Annotated in this window: 19 protein-coding genes, 1 other RNA gene and 3 pseudogenes; 4 read left to right on the forward strand and 19 right to left on the reverse strand. The window is 47.9% G+C overall.

All coding sequences use genetic code 11. The features are described from left to right. Positions 1-646 precede the first annotated feature (646 nt). The 6 genes and pseudogenes from ssrA to D368_RS07610 form a co-directional block, all read right to left on the reverse strand. Positions 647-1,009, reverse strand: a transfer-messenger RNA (tmRNA) gene (ssrA, locus tag D368_RS07585). A 168-nt stretch (positions 1,010-1,177) separates the two neighbouring features. Then, positions 1,178-1,648 carry an SsrA-binding protein gene (gene smpB / locus D368_RS07590; RefSeq protein ID WP_029973572.1) on the reverse strand — a complete coding sequence of 157 codons (471 nt, stop codon included), beginning with the start codon at positions 1,646-1,648 and terminating at the stop codon, positions 1,178-1,180. A gap of 139 nt (positions 1,649-1,787) precedes the next feature. Then, a pseudogene (gene rnr / locus D368_RS07595) lies at positions 1,788-4,120 on the reverse strand (ribonuclease R). 18 nt (positions 4,121-4,138) lie between these two features. Continuing rightward, complete coding sequence (locus tag D368_RS07600; protein WP_014305833.1) at positions 4,139-4,879, reverse strand: alpha/beta hydrolase; 741 nt, start codon at positions 4,877-4,879, stop codon at positions 4,139-4,141. Between the two features lie 118 nt (positions 4,880-4,997). Next, positions 4,998-5,228, reverse strand: coding sequence for a preprotein translocase subunit SecG (gene secG, locus D368_RS07605; RefSeq protein ID WP_003151681.1), 231 nt, complete (start codon positions 5,226-5,228; stop codon positions 4,998-5,000). A 123-nt stretch (positions 5,229-5,351) separates the two neighbouring features. Further along, entirely contained in the window at positions 5,352-5,537 is a 186-nt protein-coding gene (locus tag D368_RS07610) for a helix-turn-helix domain-containing protein (protein ID WP_087920807.1), read from the reverse strand. A gap of 195 nt (positions 5,538-5,732) precedes the next feature. On the opposite strand from D368_RS07610, the gene rghR reads away from it, so the two are divergent. The 3 genes from rghR to catR all read left to right on the forward strand — a co-directional run bounded on the left by rghR (position 5,733) and on the right by catR (position 6,998). Next, on the forward strand, positions 5,733-6,143 hold the full coding sequence (gene rghR, locus D368_RS07615) for a transcriptional repressor RghR (RefSeq protein ID WP_014418895.1): 411 nt from the start codon (positions 5,733-5,735) through the stop codon (positions 6,141-6,143). Positions 6,144-6,167: 24 nt separating this feature from the next. Beyond that, entirely contained in the window at positions 6,168-6,599 is a 432-nt protein-coding gene (locus tag D368_RS07620; RefSeq protein WP_003151674.1) for a helix-turn-helix domain-containing protein, read from the forward strand. An 81-nt stretch (positions 6,600-6,680) separates the two neighbouring features. Then, the gene (catR, locus tag D368_RS07625; RefSeq protein ID WP_003151672.1) at positions 6,681-6,998 is read left to right on the forward strand and encodes a catDE operon transcriptional regulator CatR; all 318 of its coding nucleotides are present in this window, start codon (positions 6,681-6,683) and stop codon (positions 6,996-6,998) included. Between the two features lie 84 nt (positions 6,999-7,082). Here catR and D368_RS07630 read toward each other — a convergent pair. From D368_RS07630 to D368_RS07670, 9 genes and pseudogenes are all read right to left on the reverse strand, one after another. Continuing rightward, positions 7,083-8,485: pseudogene (locus D368_RS07630) on the reverse strand (sensor histidine kinase). Then, positions 8,476-9,138, reverse strand: a complete 663-nt coding sequence (locus tag D368_RS07635) for a response regulator transcription factor (protein ID WP_101562436.1) — start codon at positions 9,136-9,138, stop codon at positions 8,476-8,478. Before D368_RS07635 ends, D368_RS07630 begins: the two are co-directional and overlap by 10 nt. Before the next feature lie 21 nt (positions 9,139-9,159). Then, positions 9,160-9,930 carry a lantibiotic immunity ABC transporter MutG family permease subunit gene (locus D368_RS07640; protein ID WP_057080221.1) on the reverse strand — a complete coding sequence of 257 codons (771 nt, stop codon included), beginning with the start codon at positions 9,928-9,930 and terminating at the stop codon, positions 9,160-9,162. After that, positions 9,927-10,661, reverse strand: a complete 735-nt coding sequence (locus D368_RS07645) for a lantibiotic immunity ABC transporter MutE/EpiE family permease subunit (protein ID WP_071392290.1) — start codon at positions 10,659-10,661, stop codon at positions 9,927-9,929. The genes D368_RS07640 and D368_RS07645 overlap by 4 nt, the downstream gene beginning before the upstream one ends. Continuing rightward, positions 10,658-11,371, reverse strand: a complete 714-nt coding sequence (locus D368_RS07650) for a lantibiotic protection ABC transporter ATP-binding protein (RefSeq protein ID WP_071392291.1) — start codon at positions 11,369-11,371, stop codon at positions 10,658-10,660. Before D368_RS07650 ends, D368_RS07645 begins: the two co-directional genes overlap by 4 nt. A 72-nt stretch (positions 11,372-11,443) precedes the next feature. After that, positions 11,444-12,157 carry an ABC transporter permease gene (locus tag D368_RS07655; RefSeq protein WP_128574691.1) on the reverse strand — a complete coding sequence of 238 codons (714 nt, stop codon included), beginning with the start codon at positions 12,155-12,157 and terminating at the stop codon, positions 11,444-11,446. 18 nt (positions 12,158-12,175) lie between these two features. Continuing rightward, entirely contained in the window at positions 12,176-13,093 is a 918-nt protein-coding gene (locus D368_RS07660) for an osmoprotectant ABC transporter substrate-binding protein (protein WP_128574692.1), read from the reverse strand. Positions 13,094-13,107: 14 nt separating this feature from the next. Next, on the reverse strand, positions 13,108-13,761 hold the full coding sequence (locus D368_RS07665) for an ABC transporter permease (RefSeq protein WP_017418898.1): 654 nt from the start codon (positions 13,759-13,761) through the stop codon (positions 13,108-13,110). Positions 13,762-13,777: 16 nt separating this feature from the next. Beyond that, on the reverse strand, positions 13,778-14,923 hold the full coding sequence (locus D368_RS07670) for a betaine/proline/choline family ABC transporter ATP-binding protein (RefSeq protein ID WP_014418902.1): 1,146 nt from the start codon (positions 14,921-14,923) through the stop codon (positions 13,778-13,780). 285 nt (positions 14,924-15,208) lie between these two features. Here D368_RS07670 and D368_RS07675 point away from each other — a divergent pair, with 285 nt between their 5' ends. Next, positions 15,209-15,742 carry a GbsR/MarR family transcriptional regulator gene (locus D368_RS07675; RefSeq protein ID WP_003151660.1) on the forward strand — a complete coding sequence of 178 codons (534 nt, stop codon included), beginning with the start codon at positions 15,209-15,211 and terminating at the stop codon, positions 15,740-15,742. A 62-nt stretch (positions 15,743-15,804) separates the two neighbouring features. On the opposite strand, the pseudogene D368_RS07680 reads toward D368_RS07675, so the two are convergent. From D368_RS07680 to opuCA, 4 genes and pseudogenes are all read right to left on the reverse strand, one after another. Beyond that, a pseudogene (locus tag D368_RS07680) lies at positions 15,805-16,449 on the reverse strand (ABC transporter permease); the annotation flags it as partial. A gap of 17 nt (positions 16,450-16,466) precedes the next feature. Continuing rightward, positions 16,467-17,360, reverse strand: coding sequence for an osmoprotectant ABC transporter substrate-binding lipoprotein OpuCC (opuCC, locus tag D368_RS07685; RefSeq protein ID WP_108702434.1), 894 nt, complete (start codon positions 17,358-17,360; stop codon positions 16,467-16,469). A 37-nt stretch (positions 17,361-17,397) separates the two neighbouring features. Continuing rightward, positions 17,398-18,051, reverse strand: a complete 654-nt coding sequence (locus tag D368_RS07690; RefSeq protein WP_003151654.1) for an ABC transporter permease — start codon at positions 18,049-18,051, stop codon at positions 17,398-17,400. 20 nt (positions 18,052-18,071) lie between these two features. Continuing rightward, positions 18,072-19,211, reverse strand: coding sequence for an osmoprotectant ABC transporter ATP-binding protein OpuCA (gene opuCA, locus D368_RS07695; protein ID WP_003151651.1), 1,140 nt, complete (start codon positions 19,209-19,211; stop codon positions 18,072-18,074). Between the last annotated feature and the right edge of the window lie 95 nt (positions 19,212-19,306).

The raw sequence follows: 19,306 nt of genomic DNA on the forward strand, positions 1-19,306 counted from the left end.
TCAATGCTCATCAAAAATACTTATTGGTGGTTAAGTGCTTAATCTTTCGTTTAGGTTGGTACATTGAGCCTTCTTCATTTTACTCATGTCGTCACCTCCCATAAAACAATGATAACATGAATTAATTCTAGTTTATATTGTATGTAATTCCCGAAATAGCTAATACTCTTCACTAACTTCAAGTATAAACCGAAAAATTTAAACAATTTCATTTAAAATCTAAACAGAAGTCCATGTACGAGACTGAAGAAAATACTCCGCAATTCGATCCCTATCTTTCATTTCATTCTGAAAACAATTAAAACAAAGAGCATAGTAATTCTGTTGGCTTTATCTCTATTCTTTACTGTATTTCCTGGACAGCTTATTTGCCAAAATTATACAAACGGATAATACAAAATAATAGGATAAAGCAAAAGCAGCACATCTTTTAGATTATCCTTTTTAAGAATTGAATGAGTAGTAAGAGAAATTAAAATGAACAGGCAGGAATTTAGATAGGAGGAGGTATGGCATTAACACGAAAGCCATCTTCCTTTCAGCACAAAGGGAGAAAACGAAGAATTTTAAAAAGTGTTGCCAAAATGTTACCGCAGTGCCATCGAAAGCTTTGAAAGCCTTGATAACACTGCGGTTTCGGCGTTATGTATGGAGACGGTGGGAGTCGAACCCACGTCCAGAAACATCGATTACTTAAGCGTCTACGAGCGTAGCCTGCATATTTCGTGTTTCACTCGTCTTCATGCCTGCGGGCGGGCCTTCCGAGAGCTAGTCTGTCAGTCTCTTCTTACGTTCTCAGACGGGAACGCAAGCGTAGCCTACTTGGATGTGCTCTTCACGGACACATAGGCAATGTCAGGAAGAGCTCGCTGCGTTTATTAGGCAGCTAGTGCTAAGTTTTGGTTAAAACTTTTAGTTTTGCCAGTTATATTTAGGTGCGTGTTAACGAGATCGCCTCTCGGCTCGCAGCTCAAGCTCGATCCATCCCTGTCGAATCCGTAACGTCCCCTTGTTAAGGGTATACGGGAGATCTATCAAGCTCTTGCTCAACTGGCTGTACTGTTATTATACCATGATCACAGGCAAATTCAATTGGGAATATCTTCAATAAACAACCTGTGAATCTGATGTGTGAACAGTATAGCACAGGGCATATCATCACATCAAGGCTCAGGCATCAGAAGCCTTTTTGTCTGTCTCTGAACGCTCTTTCGATTTCTCTTTTGGCGTCTTTTCGTTTTAAATCATCACGTTTATCGTATGTTTTCTTCCCTTTTCCGAGGCCGATTAATACTTTGGCGAAGCCGTTTTTCAAGTACAGCTTCAGCGGCACGAGGGAATAGCCTTTCTCTTTTGTCAGGCCGATCAGCTTATTGATTTCTTTCCGATGCATCAAAAGCTTTCTCGTCCGGAGCGGGTCGTGGTTATAGCGGTTTCCCTGCTCGTACGGGCTGATGTGCATGTTGTGGAGGAACACTTCGCCGCGCTCGATTTTCGCAAAGGAATCCTTCATATTTACGCGGCCGGCGCGGATGGACTTAATCTCCGTTCCCTGCAGCACGATGCCTGTTTCATAGGTTTCTTCTATAAAGTAGTCATGATTTGCTTTTTTGTTTTGCGATAATACTTTGCCTGATCCTTTTGGCATGCCTTATCCTCCTCTCTCCGCAAAAACCGTTCATATGTGCGATACGCTTTATTTTAGCAAATGGAGCGTTCCGCGACAATGAAAATGCGGCTTGCGAAAGAAAGCAAACAGAGCATTATGCCCCATTTGCTTTTCGCATTTACTTCTTCTTTTTGCGTTTTTGTTTCGGCGCGTTTTGGAAACCGCGTTTTTCTTTTTCTTCTTCGGTTTTGTAAACCATTCCCCTTTTTCCTCCGATTTCGGCGGTGAAGCCGGGGTATTGCTGTTTAACACGCGTTTCCGCGCCGGTCTGCCTCGTTTTCTGCGGTCGCCTGTTGTTTCTCTCGGACGGCGGGTGCCTTTCATGCCGACAATTTCAAAGTCGATGTTTCTCTCATCTTTATTGACGTCGACGACTTTGACCGTGATTTCGTCTCCGATGCGGTAAACGTTGCCCGTGCGTTCACCGATCATGGCGAAATGCTGCTCGTCAAAACGGTAATAATCATCCGTCATAAAGCTGACGTGCACAAGCCCTTCAATCGTATTCGGCAGCTCGACGAACATTCCGAAATTCGTGACGGAACTGATCATGCCGTCAAATTCCTCGCCGATTTTATCAAGCATATATTCCGCTTTTTTCAGATCGTCCGTTTCCCGCTCGGCGTCAACGGCGCGCCGTTCCATCGTTGACGTATGATCAGCGATTTCCGGAAGGCGTTCGGCCCACTTTTCCTGAGTTGCTTCGTCCGATTGTCCGTTGATCAAATACGTTCTGATCAGCCTGTGAACGATTAAGTCAGGATAACGGCGGATCGGCGATGTGAAATGCGTATAAAATTCAGTCGCCAGCCCGAAATGGCCCAGGCTTTGCGGGTCGTATTTCGCCTGCTTCATGGAACGGAGCATAACCGTTGAAATCACCGTTTCTTCCGGACGGTCCCGCACTTCATCAAGAATGCTCTGCAGTGCGCGCGGATGAATGTCTCCGGCTTTCCCTTTGACGATATAACCGAATGTCGTCACGAACTCCAGAAACTTTTGCAGTTTTTCGGCGTTCGGCTCTTCGTGAATCCGGTAAATAAACGGCACGTTCATCCAATGGAAGTGCTCGGCCACCGTTTCGTTTGCCACAAGCATGAATTCTTCAATCAGCTTTTCCGCTACTGAGCGCTCTCTGATGACGACGTCTTTTACGGCGCCTTCCTCATCGACGAGCACCTTCGCCTCTTTAAAATCAAAATCCACGGCGCCGCGGTCCATCCGTTTCGCCCGGAGAATTTCCGCCAGACGTTCCATGTCTTTAAACATCGGGACGAGCGGCTCATATCTTTCTTTCAGCTCGGCGTCGTCTTCTGTGAGGATCCGGTTGACATCTGAATAGGTCATTCTTTCCGTCGTTTTGATGACGCTTTGGAAGATCTCGTGCTCTGTCACCTGTCCCTGCTGGTTGATTGTCATTTCGCAGGAAAGCGTCAGGCGGTCGACCTTCGGATTTAACGAACAGATTCCGTTAGACAGTCTGTGCGGGATCATCGGAATGACCCGGTCAACCAGATACACGCTTGTCCCTCTTTCCAGCGCTTCTTTGTCAATCGGTGAATTCTCCGTGACGTAATGGCTGACATCGGCAATATGGACGCCGAGCTTGTAGCTGCCGTTATCAAGCTTTGTCACGGTGACGGCGTCATCCAGATCCTTCGCATCGGCGCCGTCAATGGTGACGATGACCTGATCGCGGAGATCACGGCGGTCTTTGATGTCTTTTTCATCGATGGTATCGGGCGTGCTTGTTGCCTGCTCCATCGCTTCAGCCGGAAAATCTCCCGGCAGGCCGTGCTTATGGATGATGGATAAAATATCGATGCCCGGATCATTTTTATGGCCGAGTATTTCAACGATTTCTCCTTCGGCGTTCATTCTGCCTTCAGGGTAGCTTGTCAGTTTGACGACGACTTTATGGCCTTCCGCAGCGCCGTTATTGGCATGTTTCGGAATAAAAATATCACTCGTGATTTTCTTATCATCCGGGATGACAAAGCCGAAGCTTTTCGTTTCTGTGTATGTGCCCACGACGCGGTCGATGCTTCTTTCCAGGATGCGGATGACCGTGCCTTCCTGTCTCGATCCGCTTGACTGGGAATTGAGCCGCACCATGACGATATCGCCGTTCATGGCCGTATTCAGCTCGTTCGGCGGAATAAACACGTCGCTTAAAGAGGTATCCTCCGGCAGCAGAAACGCGAAGCCCTTCGCATGCGCGGAAATTTTTCCTTTTACTAAATTCATTTTTTCCGGAAGCCCGTAGCGGTTGCTTCTGGTGCGGACGATCTGTCCCGTCTCCTCGAGCGCCACCAGCGCTTTTACCAGCTCTTTAAATTCATCGGCTTCCTTGATGTTCAGCATCTCCTCGAGTTCCTGAATGGTAAGGGGCTTGTACGCCTCTTCCTTCATAAACGCGAGAAGACGGTCCATAAACGCTTCTTTTTCCATTATTCGACCTCCTGTTTGTTACCAATCGAGTTTCTCTAAAAATTCGTACACATCCTGATGAACGAGGTCCCGTTCTTTATCGAGTGTAATGACATGGCCTGATTCTTCATACCATTTCAGCTGTTTGTCGTCCGTTTCCACCTCGTTGAAAATGATGTTCGCACTTTCTGTATTAATCATATGGTCATGCCGTGCCTGAACCACAAATGTCGGGGAATAGATCATGTCGACGTTTTTGCGCACATCGGCAATCAGCTCCTGGAGCGATTTGAGCGTATTCATCGGCGTTTTTTCAAACTCCTTCATTTCCTTTTCAATCTGCTCCGGCTGTTTTCCTTCGAATTTTTTATAATTGCGCGCGTAGGAGAGAACTCCTTCGTACATAACCTCTTCACTTTTAATGTGCATAGGCGCACACATAGGAACAATTCCCTTTATGGGTACAGTGTAACCCAATTTCAATGAAAAAACCCCGCCAAGCGACAGTCCGCACGCCGCAATGTTTTCATAGCCTTCAGACCGTAAATACTCATAACCGTCCATGACGTCTTTCCACCAATCTTCAGGTCCCGTATGTACCAGCTCTTCCGGCGGAACGCCGTGCCCTTTATATTGAGGCGCGTGACAAGTGTAGCCGCGCTCATTCAAGTAGCGGCCGAGCATTCTGACGTCTGCCGTATTTCCCGTAAATCCGTGCAGCAGAAGCACCGCTTTGTCTCCGCCTTTAAATGTAAATGGTTTTGGTGTCACAATTTTCATGCTCATAACCCCTTTTTTGCACATTCAATTTAGTTTTCCACAGTTTTGCGAGAAACAAACGCCGTCTCTCAACAAGAAAAAGGCCTGATATTAAATCAGACCTTATACAAACATTGCCTTATACGATATACGCTAGCGAAATCGTCAACACGAAAAACAAGACTGCCAGCACAACGGTTGTGCGGTGAAGAATCAGATCAAGGCCCCTTGCTTTCTGTTTTCCGAAAAGCTGCTCCGCCCCGCCTGAAATTGCACCCGATAAACCGGCGCTTTTGCTGGTTTGAAGCAATACGACAATAATAAGTGCAATACTGACGATAACCAATAAGGTAATCAATAATGTGTGCATCCCATACACCTCCAGACTGACTGGCCTACATTGCTTCTATTTTACATGAAAAACAAAGGCATGTCACGCCGTATCGGTGCACATCATGTCAGAAAAACGGAAATGCGTTTGAATCTTCCATCATCATTGACTTTTGTCAACAAAGTCGTAGTAAAAAAGATCTTCAAATTTCATGTCAAAGTAATAGAGCATTTTTCCGATGACCAGCTGGCCCGGCCTCCGCTCTCCATTCAGTACACGGCTCAGTGTGGCGGGAGATATTCCGATCTCCAGGGCGAGCTGGTTTAACGAGTAGTCATTATTGACCATATACTGCAGCACATAATCTCTTCTGATCTGTATCTTTTCGACCACTTTCTTCACCTTCCGTTCTGTCAAATACTTTCTTTCTTATACATAAGATACGGCTTTTGTTAACTTTTGTCAATACTTTTCCAGCCTGGCTATTCCCTTTAGTCAATAAACATACTAGAATATAAATAGACCGCGGGAGGGGGAGAGACTGTGGAAAGCTTCGGGAAACAATTGCGGACATTACGGGAAAAAAGGCATCTGACAGTGAATCAGCTGGCAACGTATTCAGGCGTCAGCGCCGCGGGAATCTCGCGGATTGAAAACGGCAAACGCGGGGTGCCGAAACCTGCAACCATTAAAAAGCTCGCAGATGCGTTAAAAATCCCGTATGAGGAACTGATGCAGACGGCGGGATACATAGAGACCGTCCAGGAAACGAGAGCCCCGTACGACACGGGCTGCACCTTGCTGGAAAAAGCCGAAACGTATGAGCTGCATGATTTATCCCTTTTGGAGCGGGAGAACTGGCGGCACCTGTCGAAAGAAGACTTGGTTCTGCTTGATAAATACTTTGCGTTCTTAGCGGCGGAAGCCAAAAAAAGAACAAATGAAGACTCATGACTTTGCACATGTGAGGCGATCTTATTGAACACATTCGGAAAGCAATTAAGAGAGCTGCGCCGCGCCCGGAAGCTTACCGTCAATCAGCTTGCCGTCTATTCCGGCGTCAGCTCGGCGACCATTTCCAGAATTGAAAACGGGCACCGCGGCATTCCTAAACCGGCGACCATCAGAAAATTGGCGGACACATTAAAAATCCCGTACGAGGAGTTAATGGCGCGGGCCGGACACATCAAGGCATTTCAGGAGGAAATCCGTGAAACCTCCGAAAGCTATCAATCCATCTGCGCCATCTATCAGACCGCCGTTGACAGAGGCGCAGAGCATCTGCCGCTGTTTGACAGCAAAAAGTGGCAGCACTTCACAAAAGAAGATATTGAAAGCGTCAGCAAATACTTTGATTTTATTGCGGCTGAAGCGAAAAAGCGCTCCCCGGATTCCTCATCCTCTTTTTGACCCTCTCCTCAACTTAACAAGCGCCAGACGTACGTTCCCTCCGATTTTGCGGTATAATAGCAGAAGACGAGGTGAAAAAGCATGAACCAATCAGAAATGTGCCCCAGATTCGAAAAAGCGGTCGACATCCTAAGTAAACGCTGGGTGGCTCTAATCGTCTTTCAGTTATTGAACGGACAGCAGCGATTTAGCGAAATTGAAGCGGCGCTTCCGAATTTAAGCGGAAGAGTCTTGTCAGAACGTCTGAAAGAACTTGAAACAGAAGGTGTCATCAAACGGGATGTTATCCCCGAAACGCCTGTCCGCATAGAGTATTCTTTAACGGAAAAAGGCTGCGCATTAGCCCCTATTTTAGAGGAAATTTCCAAGTGGTCTTCAACATGGATTGATCCTTCCTGATAAACTCTTTTCCGCATAAGCGGCTGATCTCTCAAACGGACAGCCGTTTTTATTTTTGCTTTTCTTATACAGAAAAACAAGCCCTCAGGCGTGCAGGGCTTGTTTTTGTCTGACGCCTTCCAGCGGAATTCGAATCTCCGCCCGGGCTCCTCCAGACTCCTGATTTTCAAGTATTAATTCGCCGTGATGAAGATGTACGACGTGATGGGCGAATGTAAGCCCCATGCCGTGATGCCCCGCCGAATGTCTGCTTTTATCCTCCGTGTAAAAAAGCTGTGTCGCTCTTTTCAGCGCTTCCGGCGAGAACCCGCTTCCGCTGTCGGATACGGCAAGATGGAGGGCGGAAGCGGTGCACAGGACGTCCACACGGATTTCCCCTCCTTCCGGCGTATAGTCGACGGCATTTGCCGCGATATTCATGACCGCCCTGTGGAGCAGCTCATGATCGATCGGCGCTTCTATTCGGTCAATTCCCCGTTCGCTGAGGACGAGATCAATCTGCTTCGGCCCCGCAAGCGCCGCCGCATCACGATATATGTTTTGAACCCACTCCTTAAGGTCGGTATATTCGACATGAACATCAACTGCCTCCTCCGCTTTGGAAAGCTGGATCAGCTGTCCGACATAATGCTCGATTTTGTTTCCGGCATCAAGGATATACTGCGCATATTCCGCCTGCTCCTCATCAGGTTCTGTTAACTGAAGCAGCTCGGCATTTCCTTTAATGATCGTTGCCGGAATTTTAATATCATGCGCAAGCGCGCCGATTTGTTCTTTCTTTATCCGCTCCGCCTCCCACTGCGCCGCCAGAGATGCCTGAAGCGCGTCTTTCATTTTCAGCAGAGAGTCAATGACATCGTCAAATTCTTTTATACGCGACCTTTTTGGATTGATATTTAAATTCTGTTTTTGGATGCTTGCCGTAATGGAGCTGAGTGTGCTGAAATGTCGTCTCAGCTGATTGGCGAAACGCGTTGTCACGATAAAAACGGTCAAAAGAAGCAAAGTGATCAGAATCGTAAGACCCGTCCATTCATAATTCGGCAGATAGCGCCTTAACAGCGGCGACTGAAATTCCGACCTGAGTGAATATTGGAGAACGCCGTATTCATCTTTCCGATTTATCACCATGAATCCTTTTTGAGCATAATTAAAATACGGCTGATGCTGAATCTTTTTTCTGGCGTTGGCCGCATCTTGTTCCGTCATCGTTCCTTTTGTCATCCGCTTTGTTTTTTATCAAAAACGGCGTATGTCATACCTGCGGGGATCATGTCTTCTGTTATCTTTTCCGCTGATTTCAGGCGGGGTTTGATCTGTTCCGCCTCATGTTCGCTGTAGTTTGCGGGCAGGATCGCTCCGGCATTCATGGCAATGGCATTTAAGGCGATACATAATGCCGCCACCCCCATCGTGCTCAGACACAGCGTGATGGTAAATTTGACAAGCTCTTTGCGGATGCTGGATTTTCCTTTTGCTATTCCCATTTGTATCCGACACCCCACACCGTTTTGATCGGATCAGCCCCGTGTTCTTTACATTTTTTCCGGATGGTTCTGATAAACTCCGTAATGGTTGAATAGAGCGCATCGCCGTCCAAGCCGTACACTTCCTCGTAAATCTGCTCCCGTGAGAATGTTCTGTTTTTATGCTGTGCCAGAAATTCAACGATTTTATATTCGTTTTTCGTAAGAGGCAGTTTCCGGTCATCCATCCATACTTCTTTATTTTCAAAATCAAACATGAAGCCTGATATCAGCCGTTTCGTCTGATGCTTTTCCCGCCGTTCCCTTCTGACATGCGCGTTTACCCTTGCCATCAATTCCTGTACGCCGAACGGCTTTGTGATGTAATCATCAGCGCCTGTCATGAGGCCTTTCACAATGGATTCTTCGTCAGACTTTGCCGTTAAAAACAGGATCGGGCTGTCCACCAGCGGCCGAATCCGCCGGCAGAGTTCAATCCCGTCCGTTCCGGGCATCATGACATCAAGAAGAATCAAATCGTAGCCTTGAAAAAAATCCAATGACTGATCTTCCGCTTTTTCCAGAATCGTTACTGTATGCTGATCACGCTGTAAAATGTTTCTGATCAGAACGAGAATATCTTTTTCATCATCAATTGCTAAAATGTTTGCCACCGGCCGAATCGCTCCTTGCCTTTATTCATATGAACGCCGCCCTTCCCATCTTCTGCACCAATAGAGGCCGGCCAGACATAATATCACTATAGAAAAATATAACATTATTTCTCCGAATCTCATATCGTATCTTACATAAGGGAGGAACTCTTTTTTGACTTTGTCAAAATGCAGCAGTCCTGCAAGTCCTGAAAGCCGCACGCTCCATGCCCACGGAAAAAAACGCCAGATGATATCGCCAAGTCCCGTATTCATGAGCGCCGCCATTAATAATCCCGCACCCCCTAAAAGCCCGGATGGTCCCATGCCGTACTTTATGCCGACAAAAAAAGACATCATATAAAGCGGAATACTGCCGGCAATCAGCCACGCCCCTCCTTTTAAAAAGAGAAGATACGGGAGATCATTGATGTGAAGAACAAATTTCAACCCCGCCAAATAAAGACAGATGGCGAGGCCTGCCGATAACACATTCAACAGCAGCAGAAGAAGCAGCTTGCCCGCAAAACTGACGATTTTCGAATGCGGAACCGCCAGCATCATCTGAAAATGGCCCGCCTGTTCCTCGACGGAGGCAGACATGCCGCAGACAATACTGATGATTAGAGGGTATAAAACAGCAATCGCGCTGAAAAACACACTGTACAGCATATAAGGCTCCTGAACCCTTCCATACATATACAACAGGAAAAATCCCGCGCATAAAACCGGGGCCGCAGCATGCATCCATATGAGCGGCGTGCGCTTCATTTTTAATACATCGGCCCACATATATCGTAAAAGCACGGTCATGACCGGTTTCCCCCTTTTGAAAAAGACACTGCGGAAATCAAACTTATTGCGATAAAAGAAAGGATAGAAAGAATAATAGCCGGAAAGATCACGTTTCCGTTTAATAAGCCGCTGTTTGCGGGAAGCGGAATTCCGTTCGGATGGATCCCGAGAATCGGTGACATCAGCCGGACTGACCAGCTCCATGGGCTCAGCCACCACAATGAACCGGACGCCGGCACAATACCCAAAACAAAAGCGGCGATCATATTCACGAGAATGACTGCCGTAAATCCGAACTGTCTGGCAATCCATAAGCACAATGGGATTTCCCAAAGCGTCGTCAGCCACAAAAGGGAGCTTGCTTCAATACCTTTCAGCTGAACCGCAGCAATTGCCGGAAACACAAGGCCAAGCAAAAACACGATGACTAAAAAGACGATTTGCGACAGGAGTGAATACAGCGCGATCAAGCATATTTTTGAACACCAAATGCTCTTCAAGTCAGCCGGCAGTGAGTATACCGCACGGTCATTCGCTGATTTTTTCTCTTTTTTAACAGATAAACCGCACATTAGAGCAATCATGAGCGGCATGAAAATAACCGCCCACCAATTGAACGTGCCCGTCATAAAATAGGCGGCATTCAGCAGAAAAGAAAAAGCCGTGTTCAGAAGCGGAATCAGAATGATGAGCTTTCTGATAAATGTTCTTTTAGATGTAAGGTGTTCCGCCTGCATGTACTGAATCATTTCCCAGTCCCCGCTTTCTCCCGTGTTGATTTGACAACCTCCAGAAACAGCCGCTCCAGATCGTCTTCCCGGCTGATTTCTCCCTGATATCCCAAAACGCCGTCACTGATGATTCCGATATGGTCTGCGATCTGCTCGACTTCTGATAACAGGTGGCTTGATAAAATAACCGTCATTCCCTGTCCGGGCAGGGAGCGGATAAATTCCCGCAAATCCTGAATCCCCATCGGGTCCAATCCGTTTGTCGGCTCATCAAGAATTAAGAGCGACGGACGGTTTAATAATGCTAACGCAATGCCGAGACGCTGTTTCATTCCCATGGAAAATTGTCCGGCGCGCTTTTTTCCGGTTCCCGTTAATCCCGTAATTTCCAGCACTTCCGCAATTCTTGAATCAGGCAGTCCGAGCATCACGCAGCGGACTTTCAGATTTTCAGCGGCTGTCAGGTTGCTGTAAAGCGGCGGCGCTTCAATCAGGGAACCGATGCTTTTCAAATCTTCGCGCTTCCATGTATGTCCGTCGAACAGAACCTCGCCGGATGTTTGCTGCAGCATGCCGGTCAATATTTTAAGTGTCGTTGATTTTCCCGCTCCGTTCGGACCGAGCAGGCCGTATATACTGTTGCGTTTAACCGATAGAGACACATCAGCCACTGCCTGTTGTCTGCCGAATGATTTTTGCAGCCGTCTCGTTTCTAAGATGTTGCTCATATGATTACCCCTCTGCTTTGTTATTTGATATGTAAGACTTTACAGCGCAGTTATCAAAATTTAATCAAGAAATCAAAAAAAGCATCCTTCACGCGGAAGAATGCTTTTTTTCATGAGGCTGAGCGTACGATCAGCTTTCTTTTTGTTTTTCACCGGGCTTAGGGCTCGCTCCAGCCACGCCATCAGCAGGTCTGCGGCCACCGCCATCAGCGCGGTCGGAATGGCGCCCGCCAGAATAATAGCGGTTCCGTTTGTCGCGTTCGATCCTCTGACGATCATATCGCCGAGGCCGCCCGCCCCGACGAAGGTGCCGATCGCCGTGATGCCGATGGCAATGACGAGCGCCGTTCGGAGACCCGCCATAATGACGGAAAGCGCAAGCGGCAGCTCCACCATACGAAGGATTTGGTATTTCGTCATGCCCATCGCTTTTCCCGACTCGAGATAAGCGTGCTCGATATTAATAATGCCCGTGTGCGTATTTCTGAGAATCGGCAGCAGTGAATACAAAAACAAAGCCGTGATGACCGTATTGGCGCCGAGTCCCATGACAAGCATCAGGACGGCGAGCATCGCAAGCGCCGGAACGGTTTGAATCACGTTCGCCACAGCAAACACCCAGCCGGCGAGACGCCCGTGCCTGGCTGTCACAATTCCGGCCGGAATGGCGAAAGCGGCGGCGAAAACGACGCCGTACGCCGACATGAGAAAGTGCCGCCAGCACTCATACAAAACATAGCTTCCGTTTTGAGCGTAATACGTAAACAGCTCTTTCATCGTGTCCATCCGCACATCTCCTTTCCGTTATTCAAAGTAATGATGTTTTTCTAAATATTCCTTGGCCACGACGGACGGCTCTTTTAATCGGCCGTCAACTTCGTAATTCATTTTCTGCATCATCTTTGTATCAATCGCGCCGATCATTTGATTGATCACGTCCTCCAGTTCGGGATGCTCTTTTAATACATGATCCGGAACGACGGGTGAACAGTCATACGGAGGAAAGAACCGCTTATCATCCTTCAGCGTTTTCAGTCCGTAAGCGATGATTCTTCCGTCGGTGGAATAAGCGAGCGCGATATCCATCTTTCTGCTTTTCAGCGCGTCGTATACGAGGCCGATCTGCATTGGATACGTGCCTTCAAATGACATTCCGTATGTTTTCATAAAATCCTGATATCCGTTGCCTCTCAGCTTCATCCAATAGTTATCTACGCCGAATTTCAGATGAGACGCTTCTTTTTTGACATCGGATACCGTTTCTAAATGATACTTTCGGGCAAGCTGTCCGGAAACGGTAAAGACGTATGTATTATCAAAGCCGTAAGAATCAAACCATTTCATGTCATATCTGTTTTGAAATTCACGCTGAACGAGCCGCAGCGCTTTGTCCGGGTCTTTTTCCGGCTCCATGCGAAGCGTCCCGGTCAGCGCGTCTCCTGTATAGCGCGTCGCGGCGATATCAATATCACCGTTGATCAAGGATTGCTGCTGTACGGCATTGGAGCCGAGATTTTTAATAACCGTTGTCTTCAACCCGCTGTGATGTTCGATCATCTGTCCGAGCATGCTTGCGATGATTTCCGATTCGGTCATGCTTTGCGCGCCGATTTTAATGGTATCCTCCGATGCGGCGCTCAATCCCGGGAGCGAGCATCCGCCAAGGAGCAGCATGCCGATACAGGCGATTGCGAGCAGCCGTTTTTTGCATCTATTCCCCATGAGAGACCTCCTCCTTATGAAGCATCCTTTATGCTCTTCAGCCCGTCAGGCGTGACTTTCCGTTCTGTCATCCCCAGCATGTAATCGACGGCGGCCGCCAGCACTGTGACCGGAACGGCGCCTGCGATAATATACTCCGGCTGATAAAGGTTCAAGCCGATAAAAATGTAATCTCCCAGCCCGCCTCCGCCGATAAAGGAGGCGAGCGTCGCCCAGCCGATTAAATAAATCGAAGACGTTCTGATGCCCGCCATGATGACCGGAGCGGCAAGCGGGAGCTCTACAAGCCTGATCTGCTCCCATGCCGTCATGCCGATTCCTTTTCCCGATTCCAGAAGATGCCGATTGACGCCGAGAATCCCCGTATACGTGTTTCTGAGAATCGGCAGCATGGAATAGAAAAACAGCGCCGCAACGGCCGGGACCTTTCCTACGCCTAAAAGCGGAATAAAAAACGCAAGAATGGCAAGGCTCGGCAAGGTTTGAATGATGTTGACGATGCCGATGACGGCGCCGGCTCCTCTTTTCATCCTCGTCAGCAGGACGCCGAGCGGAACGGCGGCGAGAATGCCCGCCATGACGGCGATTAATGAGATGTACAGATGCTCCCATGTTTTATAAAGCATCTCTCCTCCATTTGCCTGTAAAAATTGCACGGTCTGATTCATATCAATTGAAGCCTCCTCATGACATCACCGCGAGCTGATTCTCTTCTCCCCAGATGGAGTCATAGACGATGTCAACGAGGCTTGCCCTTGTCACGATTCCCGTTAATCGGCCGGCTTCATCAAGGACCGGCACAAATTTCATGCCTCTTTTTAAAATTTTATGGACGGCGTCGCGGAGCAGAGTGCCGCTTCTGACCGTGTACAGATCCCGTTCAAGCACTTCCGCGACGGTTACCGCCTGTCTTCGTTTGCGGTCAATCATCTCCACATCGACATAACCTTGGAGAACGTTCTTTTCATCAATGACAAGCAGCGAATCCACCCGCTCGGCACGCATCAGCTGAATGGCGGCTGACAGTGTTTTCTCAGGTGTTACCGTCACGGGATCGGGATTCATGATCTGCTCCACCCGTTCAATATCAGGGCTGGATGATTGGATCAGCCGTTCCTTGCCGATAAACTCCTCAACAAATTCATTCGCCGGAAATCTGAGAATCTCATCAGGCGTTCCGGCCTGGACGATTTCTCCCGCTTTCAGAATGACGATTCTGTCCGCAAGCTTGATGGCTTCATCCATATCATGGGTAACAAATACGATGGTTTTATGTAAGGTTTTTTGCAGTTTTTTAAATTCTTCCTGAAGGGAATCTCTCGTAATCGGGTCAAGCGCCCCGAACGGTTCATCCATTAAGATGAGCGGCGGCTCTGCGGCAAGTGCCCGTAATACACCTATTCGCTGCTGCTGTCCTCCGCTCAGTTCATGAGGGTAACGGTCTAAATATTCAGGCCCCATATCAACGAGCTTTAAAAGCTCCCGCGCCCGTTCCTTCCGTTTTTCGGCAGGATGCTTTAAAAGCTTCGGAACGAGCGTAATGTTCTGCTGAATGGTCATATGCGGAAACAGCCCGATCTGCTGGATGACATAGCCGATGCTTCTTCTGAGTTCCACCGGGTCTTGTTCCATAATGTTTCGGCCTTCTATCAGGATTCTGCCTTCTGTCGGTTCAATTAAGCGGTTGATCATTTTCATCGTCGTCGTTTTGCCGCAGCCGCTCGGTCCGATAAAACAAATAAATTCGCCTTTGGCGATATTCAGGTTGATGCTGTTGACGGCTTTTTTCCCGCCTTTATACATTTTCGAGACATTTTCTAATGTCAGCAAACACTCACACCTCCATGATTAAGTTTATTCAATTCGTTAAATTCAAATTTAACTTTTCAGACAATTGAACGTTTCCCATTATAAATTAAACTTTGTAAATTAAAAAGTTTACAATTTGTCCATATTATATATAAAGGTTGTGTAAGCACTGATTAACCCGTATTGACCGGCAAAGTTCTTCTTATTGCTCCGGATTACTGCCAAATTCTCTCGGAAGAGCATTTCCGCCGGTTTAAAAATGTGGTATATTGACATCGGAATTGCTGACTGAAAGGATTGAAACTGTTGGAGAAAGATCCGTTACACGTAATCGAACAAGCTGAAGATCATTTGATAGAACGAATCGCTGAAAATATGCATACATTCGGAATGCCCGCGACGGTGGGGCGCATTTTAGGCATTATTTATATGAACCGCAAGCCGATGACCTTAACTGAATTATCAGAAGCGACCGGCATGAGCAAGACGAGAATGAGTCAGGCGGTCCGTGAAATGCTTGACGTCAATCTGGCGGAAAAAGTGTTTGAAAAAGGCGTCCGCAAAGATTTATACGACGTCGAGCAGGATTATTACCAAACCTTTATTACGCTGTTTACGGCCACATGGAGCAAGGTCGTCAGCAAAAATAAAATGATGCATAAAAAGCTGAACCGCGAACTGACGGCCGTCCTTGAAAACGGCGTGCCGGAAGAAGCTGAGGAAAAAATCAACGAACTGCTGAAAGAATTAAAGGATTGGCTTGATTACTACAACTGGATCAGCCGTCTGATCGAGTTTTTTGAAAGCGAAGAAATTTTCAAGCATGTTCCGAAGCCATAAGAAAAAAACGCCCTGACCCGCAAGGCGTTTTTTTCATGCCGCATTCGGCGCTTTGGTTCGTTTTTCTTTCTCACCGGACTCAGCGCCCGCTCCAGCCATGCCATCACAAGATCTGCGATAACGGCCATCAGCGCTGTCGGAATGGCCCCGGCCAAAATAATCGCGGTTCCGTTCGTGGCGTTTGAGCCCCTGACAATAATGTCACCGAGTCCGCCCGCGCCGACAAACGTTCCGATTGCCGTAATGCCGATCGCGATGACGAGCGCCGTCCGCAGCCCCGCCATGATGACGGAAAGCGCAAGCGGCAGCTCCACCATGCGGAGCACCTGAAATTTGGTCATGCCCATCGCTTTTCCCGATTCAAGATAAGCGTGTTCAATGCTGGCGATTCCCGTGTACGTATTCCGGATGATCGGAAGAAGCGAATATAAAAACAGCGACAATATCACCGTATTGGCGCCGAGCCCCATGACGAGCATCAGCACCGCAAGCATCGCAAGCGCCGGCACGGTCTGAATCACGTTTGTCACCGCGAATACCCAGCCGCTTAATGTTCTGTACCTGGCAATGAAGATGCCGAGCGGAACCCCGACGATCGCCGCAAATAAAACGCCGTATACCGACATGAGAAAATGGCGGTAAAACTCCTGAAGCACATAGGCGCCGTTTTGAGAATAATAAGTGCCGAGCTGCTGCAGCACTTCCATTTGCCCCACCTCATTTCTTATTCAAAATAATGATGTTTCTCCAAAAATTCTTTAGCGACGACGGACGGTTCTTTCAGCTTGCCATCCACCTCGTAATTCAATTCCTGCATCGTTTCCGTATCGATTTTGCCGATCAGTTTATTCACAATGCCCTTCAGTTCAGGATGCTGCTTCAGCACGCTGTCGGGAATGACCGGCGAACAGTCATACGGCGGGAAAAACTGCTTGTCGTCTTTTAAAATTTTCAGATCGTACGCTTTAATCCGTCCGTCCGTTGAATAGGCGAGGACGGCGTCCATTTTCCCGTTTTTCACGGCATCGTATACAAGTCCGATCTGCATCGGATAGGTTGTGCCGAATTCAAAACCGTACGTGTCGGTAAAACCTTTATAGCCGTCACCTTTTCTTTTCAGCCACGCATTGTCTACACCGAGCTTAAATTGACCCGCATGCTTCTTAATATCGGACACTTTGTCTAAATGGTCTTTTTTCGCAAGCTCTTTCGTGACGGTAAAAGCGTATGTGTTCTCAAATCCGTAAGAATCAAACCATTTGTAATGGAAGCGTTTCTCAAATTCTTTCTGTACGATGGATAATGCTTTTTTCGGGTCTTTTTCCGCTTCCATGCCGAGGGTGCTCGTTAAATCCGTTCCCGAGTAGCGCGTCGCGGCGATATCGATTTCACCGCCGAGCATCGCTTGCTGCTGGACATAGTTCGATCCGAGGTTTTTAATTAATGCCGTATTCAAGTCTGTATTGTGCTCAATCATCTGTGCGATCATATTGGCGATAATTTCTGATTCCGTCATGCTTTGCGCCCCGATTTTAATCGTATCATCGGAAGCCCCGCTCAGGCCGGGAAGGGAACAGCCGCCTAGAAGCAGAGCAGCTGACAGCGCCAGTCCGCACATCCATCTCTTTTGGTTTCTTTTCACAACAGCCAACTCCTTATGATACTTCCTTCAGTCCTTTCAGCCCTTTCGGCGTCACCTTCCGTTCCGTCGCCGCCAGCAGATAATCAATGATAATGGCTAAAATGGTGACCGGCACGGCGCCGCCGATAATATATTCAGGCTGATAGAGATTCAGGCCGATAAAAATATAGTCTCCGAGCCCGCCGCCCCCGATAAAGGAAGCAAGCGTCGCCCAGCCGATCAGATAAATGGTGGATGTGCGGATGCCCGCCATGATCACCGGAACCGCAAGCGGCAGTTCCACAAGCCTGATCTGCTCCCAGACCGTCATGCCGATGCCTTTTCCCGATTCCAGCAGATTTTTGTTTACGCCTTGAATGCCGGTATACGTGTTCCGGAGAATCGGCAGCACCGAATAGAAAAACAGCGCGACGATCGCGGGCACCTTTCCCACGCCTAACAGCGGGATAAAAAACGCCAGTATCGCGAGACTCGGCAAGGTCTGCACAATGTTGACGGCGCCGATGACGGCGCCTGCGCCCTTTTTCATTCTCGTCAGCGCCACTCCGAGCGGAACGGCGACGACAATGCCTAATATGACGGCGATAATCGAAATGTATAAATGCTCCCACGTTTTATATAAAAGTTCTCCGCCGTTCGTCTGCAAAAACTTGATCATTTCATTCATTGTAAGCGTTCCTCCCCTTGTCAGCCTGTCACCAGCTGGTCTTCCTCGCCCCAGATTGAATCATAAACGATGTCGACAAGGCTCGCTCTCGTGACAATTCCGACTAAATGCCTTTGTTCATCAACGACGGGTACATATTTCATTCCGCGCTTTAAAATTTTGCGTACGGTATCGCGCAGCAGTGTCCCCTGCTCGACTGTATACAGATCAGAGCGGAGCACGTCGCCGACGAGGCTCGCTTTTTTCCGGTTCTGATCAATGATTTCGACATCCACATATCCTTGCAGCACATTCAGGTCATCAACGACAAGCAGGGAATCGACACGGTGTTCCCGCATCACCTGTATCGCCTGCGAAAGCGTTTTGTCCGCCGTAACGGTGACAGGTTTTTTGTTCATCATCTGCTCGACGCGTTCAATATCCGGTCTTGATTGCAATAACCGTTCTTTGCCGATAAATTCTTCGACAAACTCATTAGCCGGATTCCGGAGAATGTCATCAGGAGTGCCGGCCTGAACGATCTCTCCCGCTTTTAAAATGACGATCCGGTCAGCCAGCTTAATAGCTTCATCCATATCGTGGGTTACAAACACAATCGTTTTATTCAATGTTCTTTGCAGTTTTTTAAATTCTTCCTGAAGGGAATCCCGCGTAATCGGGTCAAGCGCTCCGAACGGTTCATCCATGAGAATAAGAGGCGGTTCCGCTGCAAGGGCGCGCAGCACGCCGATTCTCTGCTGCTGTCCCCCGCTCAGCTCGTGAGGATAGCGGTCTAAATATTCCGGGCCCATATCGACGAGCTTCAAAAGCTCCCGCGCCCGTTCCTTCCGCTTTTGTTCCGGCCATTTCAGCAGTTTCGGCACGAGGGAAATGTTCTGCTGAATGGTCATATGAGGGAAAAGTCCGATCTGCTGAATGACGTAGCCGATTTTCCGTCTCAGCTCCACCGGGTCCTGCTCCATAATGTTTTCGCCATCGATAAAAATCTTTCCGGATGACGGCTCAATCAGTCTGTTAATCATTTTCATCGTCGTCGTTTTTCCGCAGCCGCTCGGCCCGATAAAACAAATAAACTCGCCTTTTTCGATATTTAAATCAATGCTGTTGACAGCTTTTTTTCCGCCTTTATAGACTTTTGATACATTTTCTAATCTCAGCAATCCGTGCACCTCCGAAGGGTTCCGTTATTTTTCTGAAAAGTATAATCTTTATTATAAGATGAAATTTGTAAAATAAAAAGTTTACAATGTGTTGA

The organism is Paenibacillus lentimorbus NRRL B-30488, from assembly GCF_000411595.1.
GTDB lineage: Bacteria > Bacillota > Bacilli > Bacillales > Bacillaceae > Bacillus > Bacillus velezensis.

Excerpts from the sequence above, each read along its gene's own strand:
- D368_RS07655 (WP_128574691.1), bottom strand. The coding sequence starts at position 12,157 with ATGGACACGATGAAAGAGCTGTTTACGTATTACGCTCAAAACGGAAGC.
- D368_RS07645 (WP_071392290.1), bottom strand. The coding sequence starts at position 10,661 with ATGATTCAGTACATGCAGGCGGAACACCTTACATCTAAAAGAACATTT.
- D368_RS07600 (WP_014305833.1), bottom strand. The coding sequence starts at position 4,879 with ATGAAAATTGTGACACCAAAACCATTTACATTTAAAGGCGGAGACAAA.
- smpB (WP_029973572.1), bottom strand. The coding sequence starts at position 1,648 with ATGCCAAAAGGATCAGGCAAAGTATTATCGCAAAACAAAAAAGCAAAT.
- D368_RS07690 (WP_003151654.1), bottom strand. The coding sequence starts at position 18,051 with ATGAATGAAATGATCAAGTTTTTGCAGACGAACGGCGGAGAACTTTTA.
- secG (WP_003151681.1), bottom strand. The coding sequence starts at position 5,228 with ATGCACACATTATTGATTACCTTATTGGTTATCGTCAGTATTGCACTT.
- catR (WP_003151672.1), top strand. The coding sequence starts at position 6,681 with ATGAACCAATCAGAAATGTGCCCCAGATTCGAAAAAGCGGTCGACATC.
- D368_RS07660 (WP_128574692.1), bottom strand. The coding sequence starts at position 13,093 with ATGGGGAATAGATGCAAAAAACGGCTGCTCGCAATCGCCTGTATCGGC.
- D368_RS07665 (WP_017418898.1), bottom strand. The coding sequence starts at position 13,761 with ATGAATCAGACCGTGCAATTTTTACAGGCAAATGGAGGAGAGATGCTT.
- D368_RS07650 (WP_071392291.1), bottom strand. The coding sequence starts at position 11,371 with ATGAGCAACATCTTAGAAACGAGACGGCTGCAAAAATCATTCGGCAGA.
- D368_RS07610 (WP_087920807.1), bottom strand. The coding sequence starts at position 5,537 with ATGGTCAATAATGACTACTCGTTAAACCAGCTCGCCCTGGAGATCGGA.
- D368_RS07640 (WP_057080221.1), bottom strand. The coding sequence starts at position 9,930 with ATGACCGTGCTTTTACGATATATGTGGGCCGATGTATTAAAAATGAAG.
- opuCC (WP_108702434.1), bottom strand. The coding sequence starts at position 17,360 with ATGTGCGGACTGGCGCTGTCAGCTGCTCTGCTTCTAGGCGGCTGTTCC.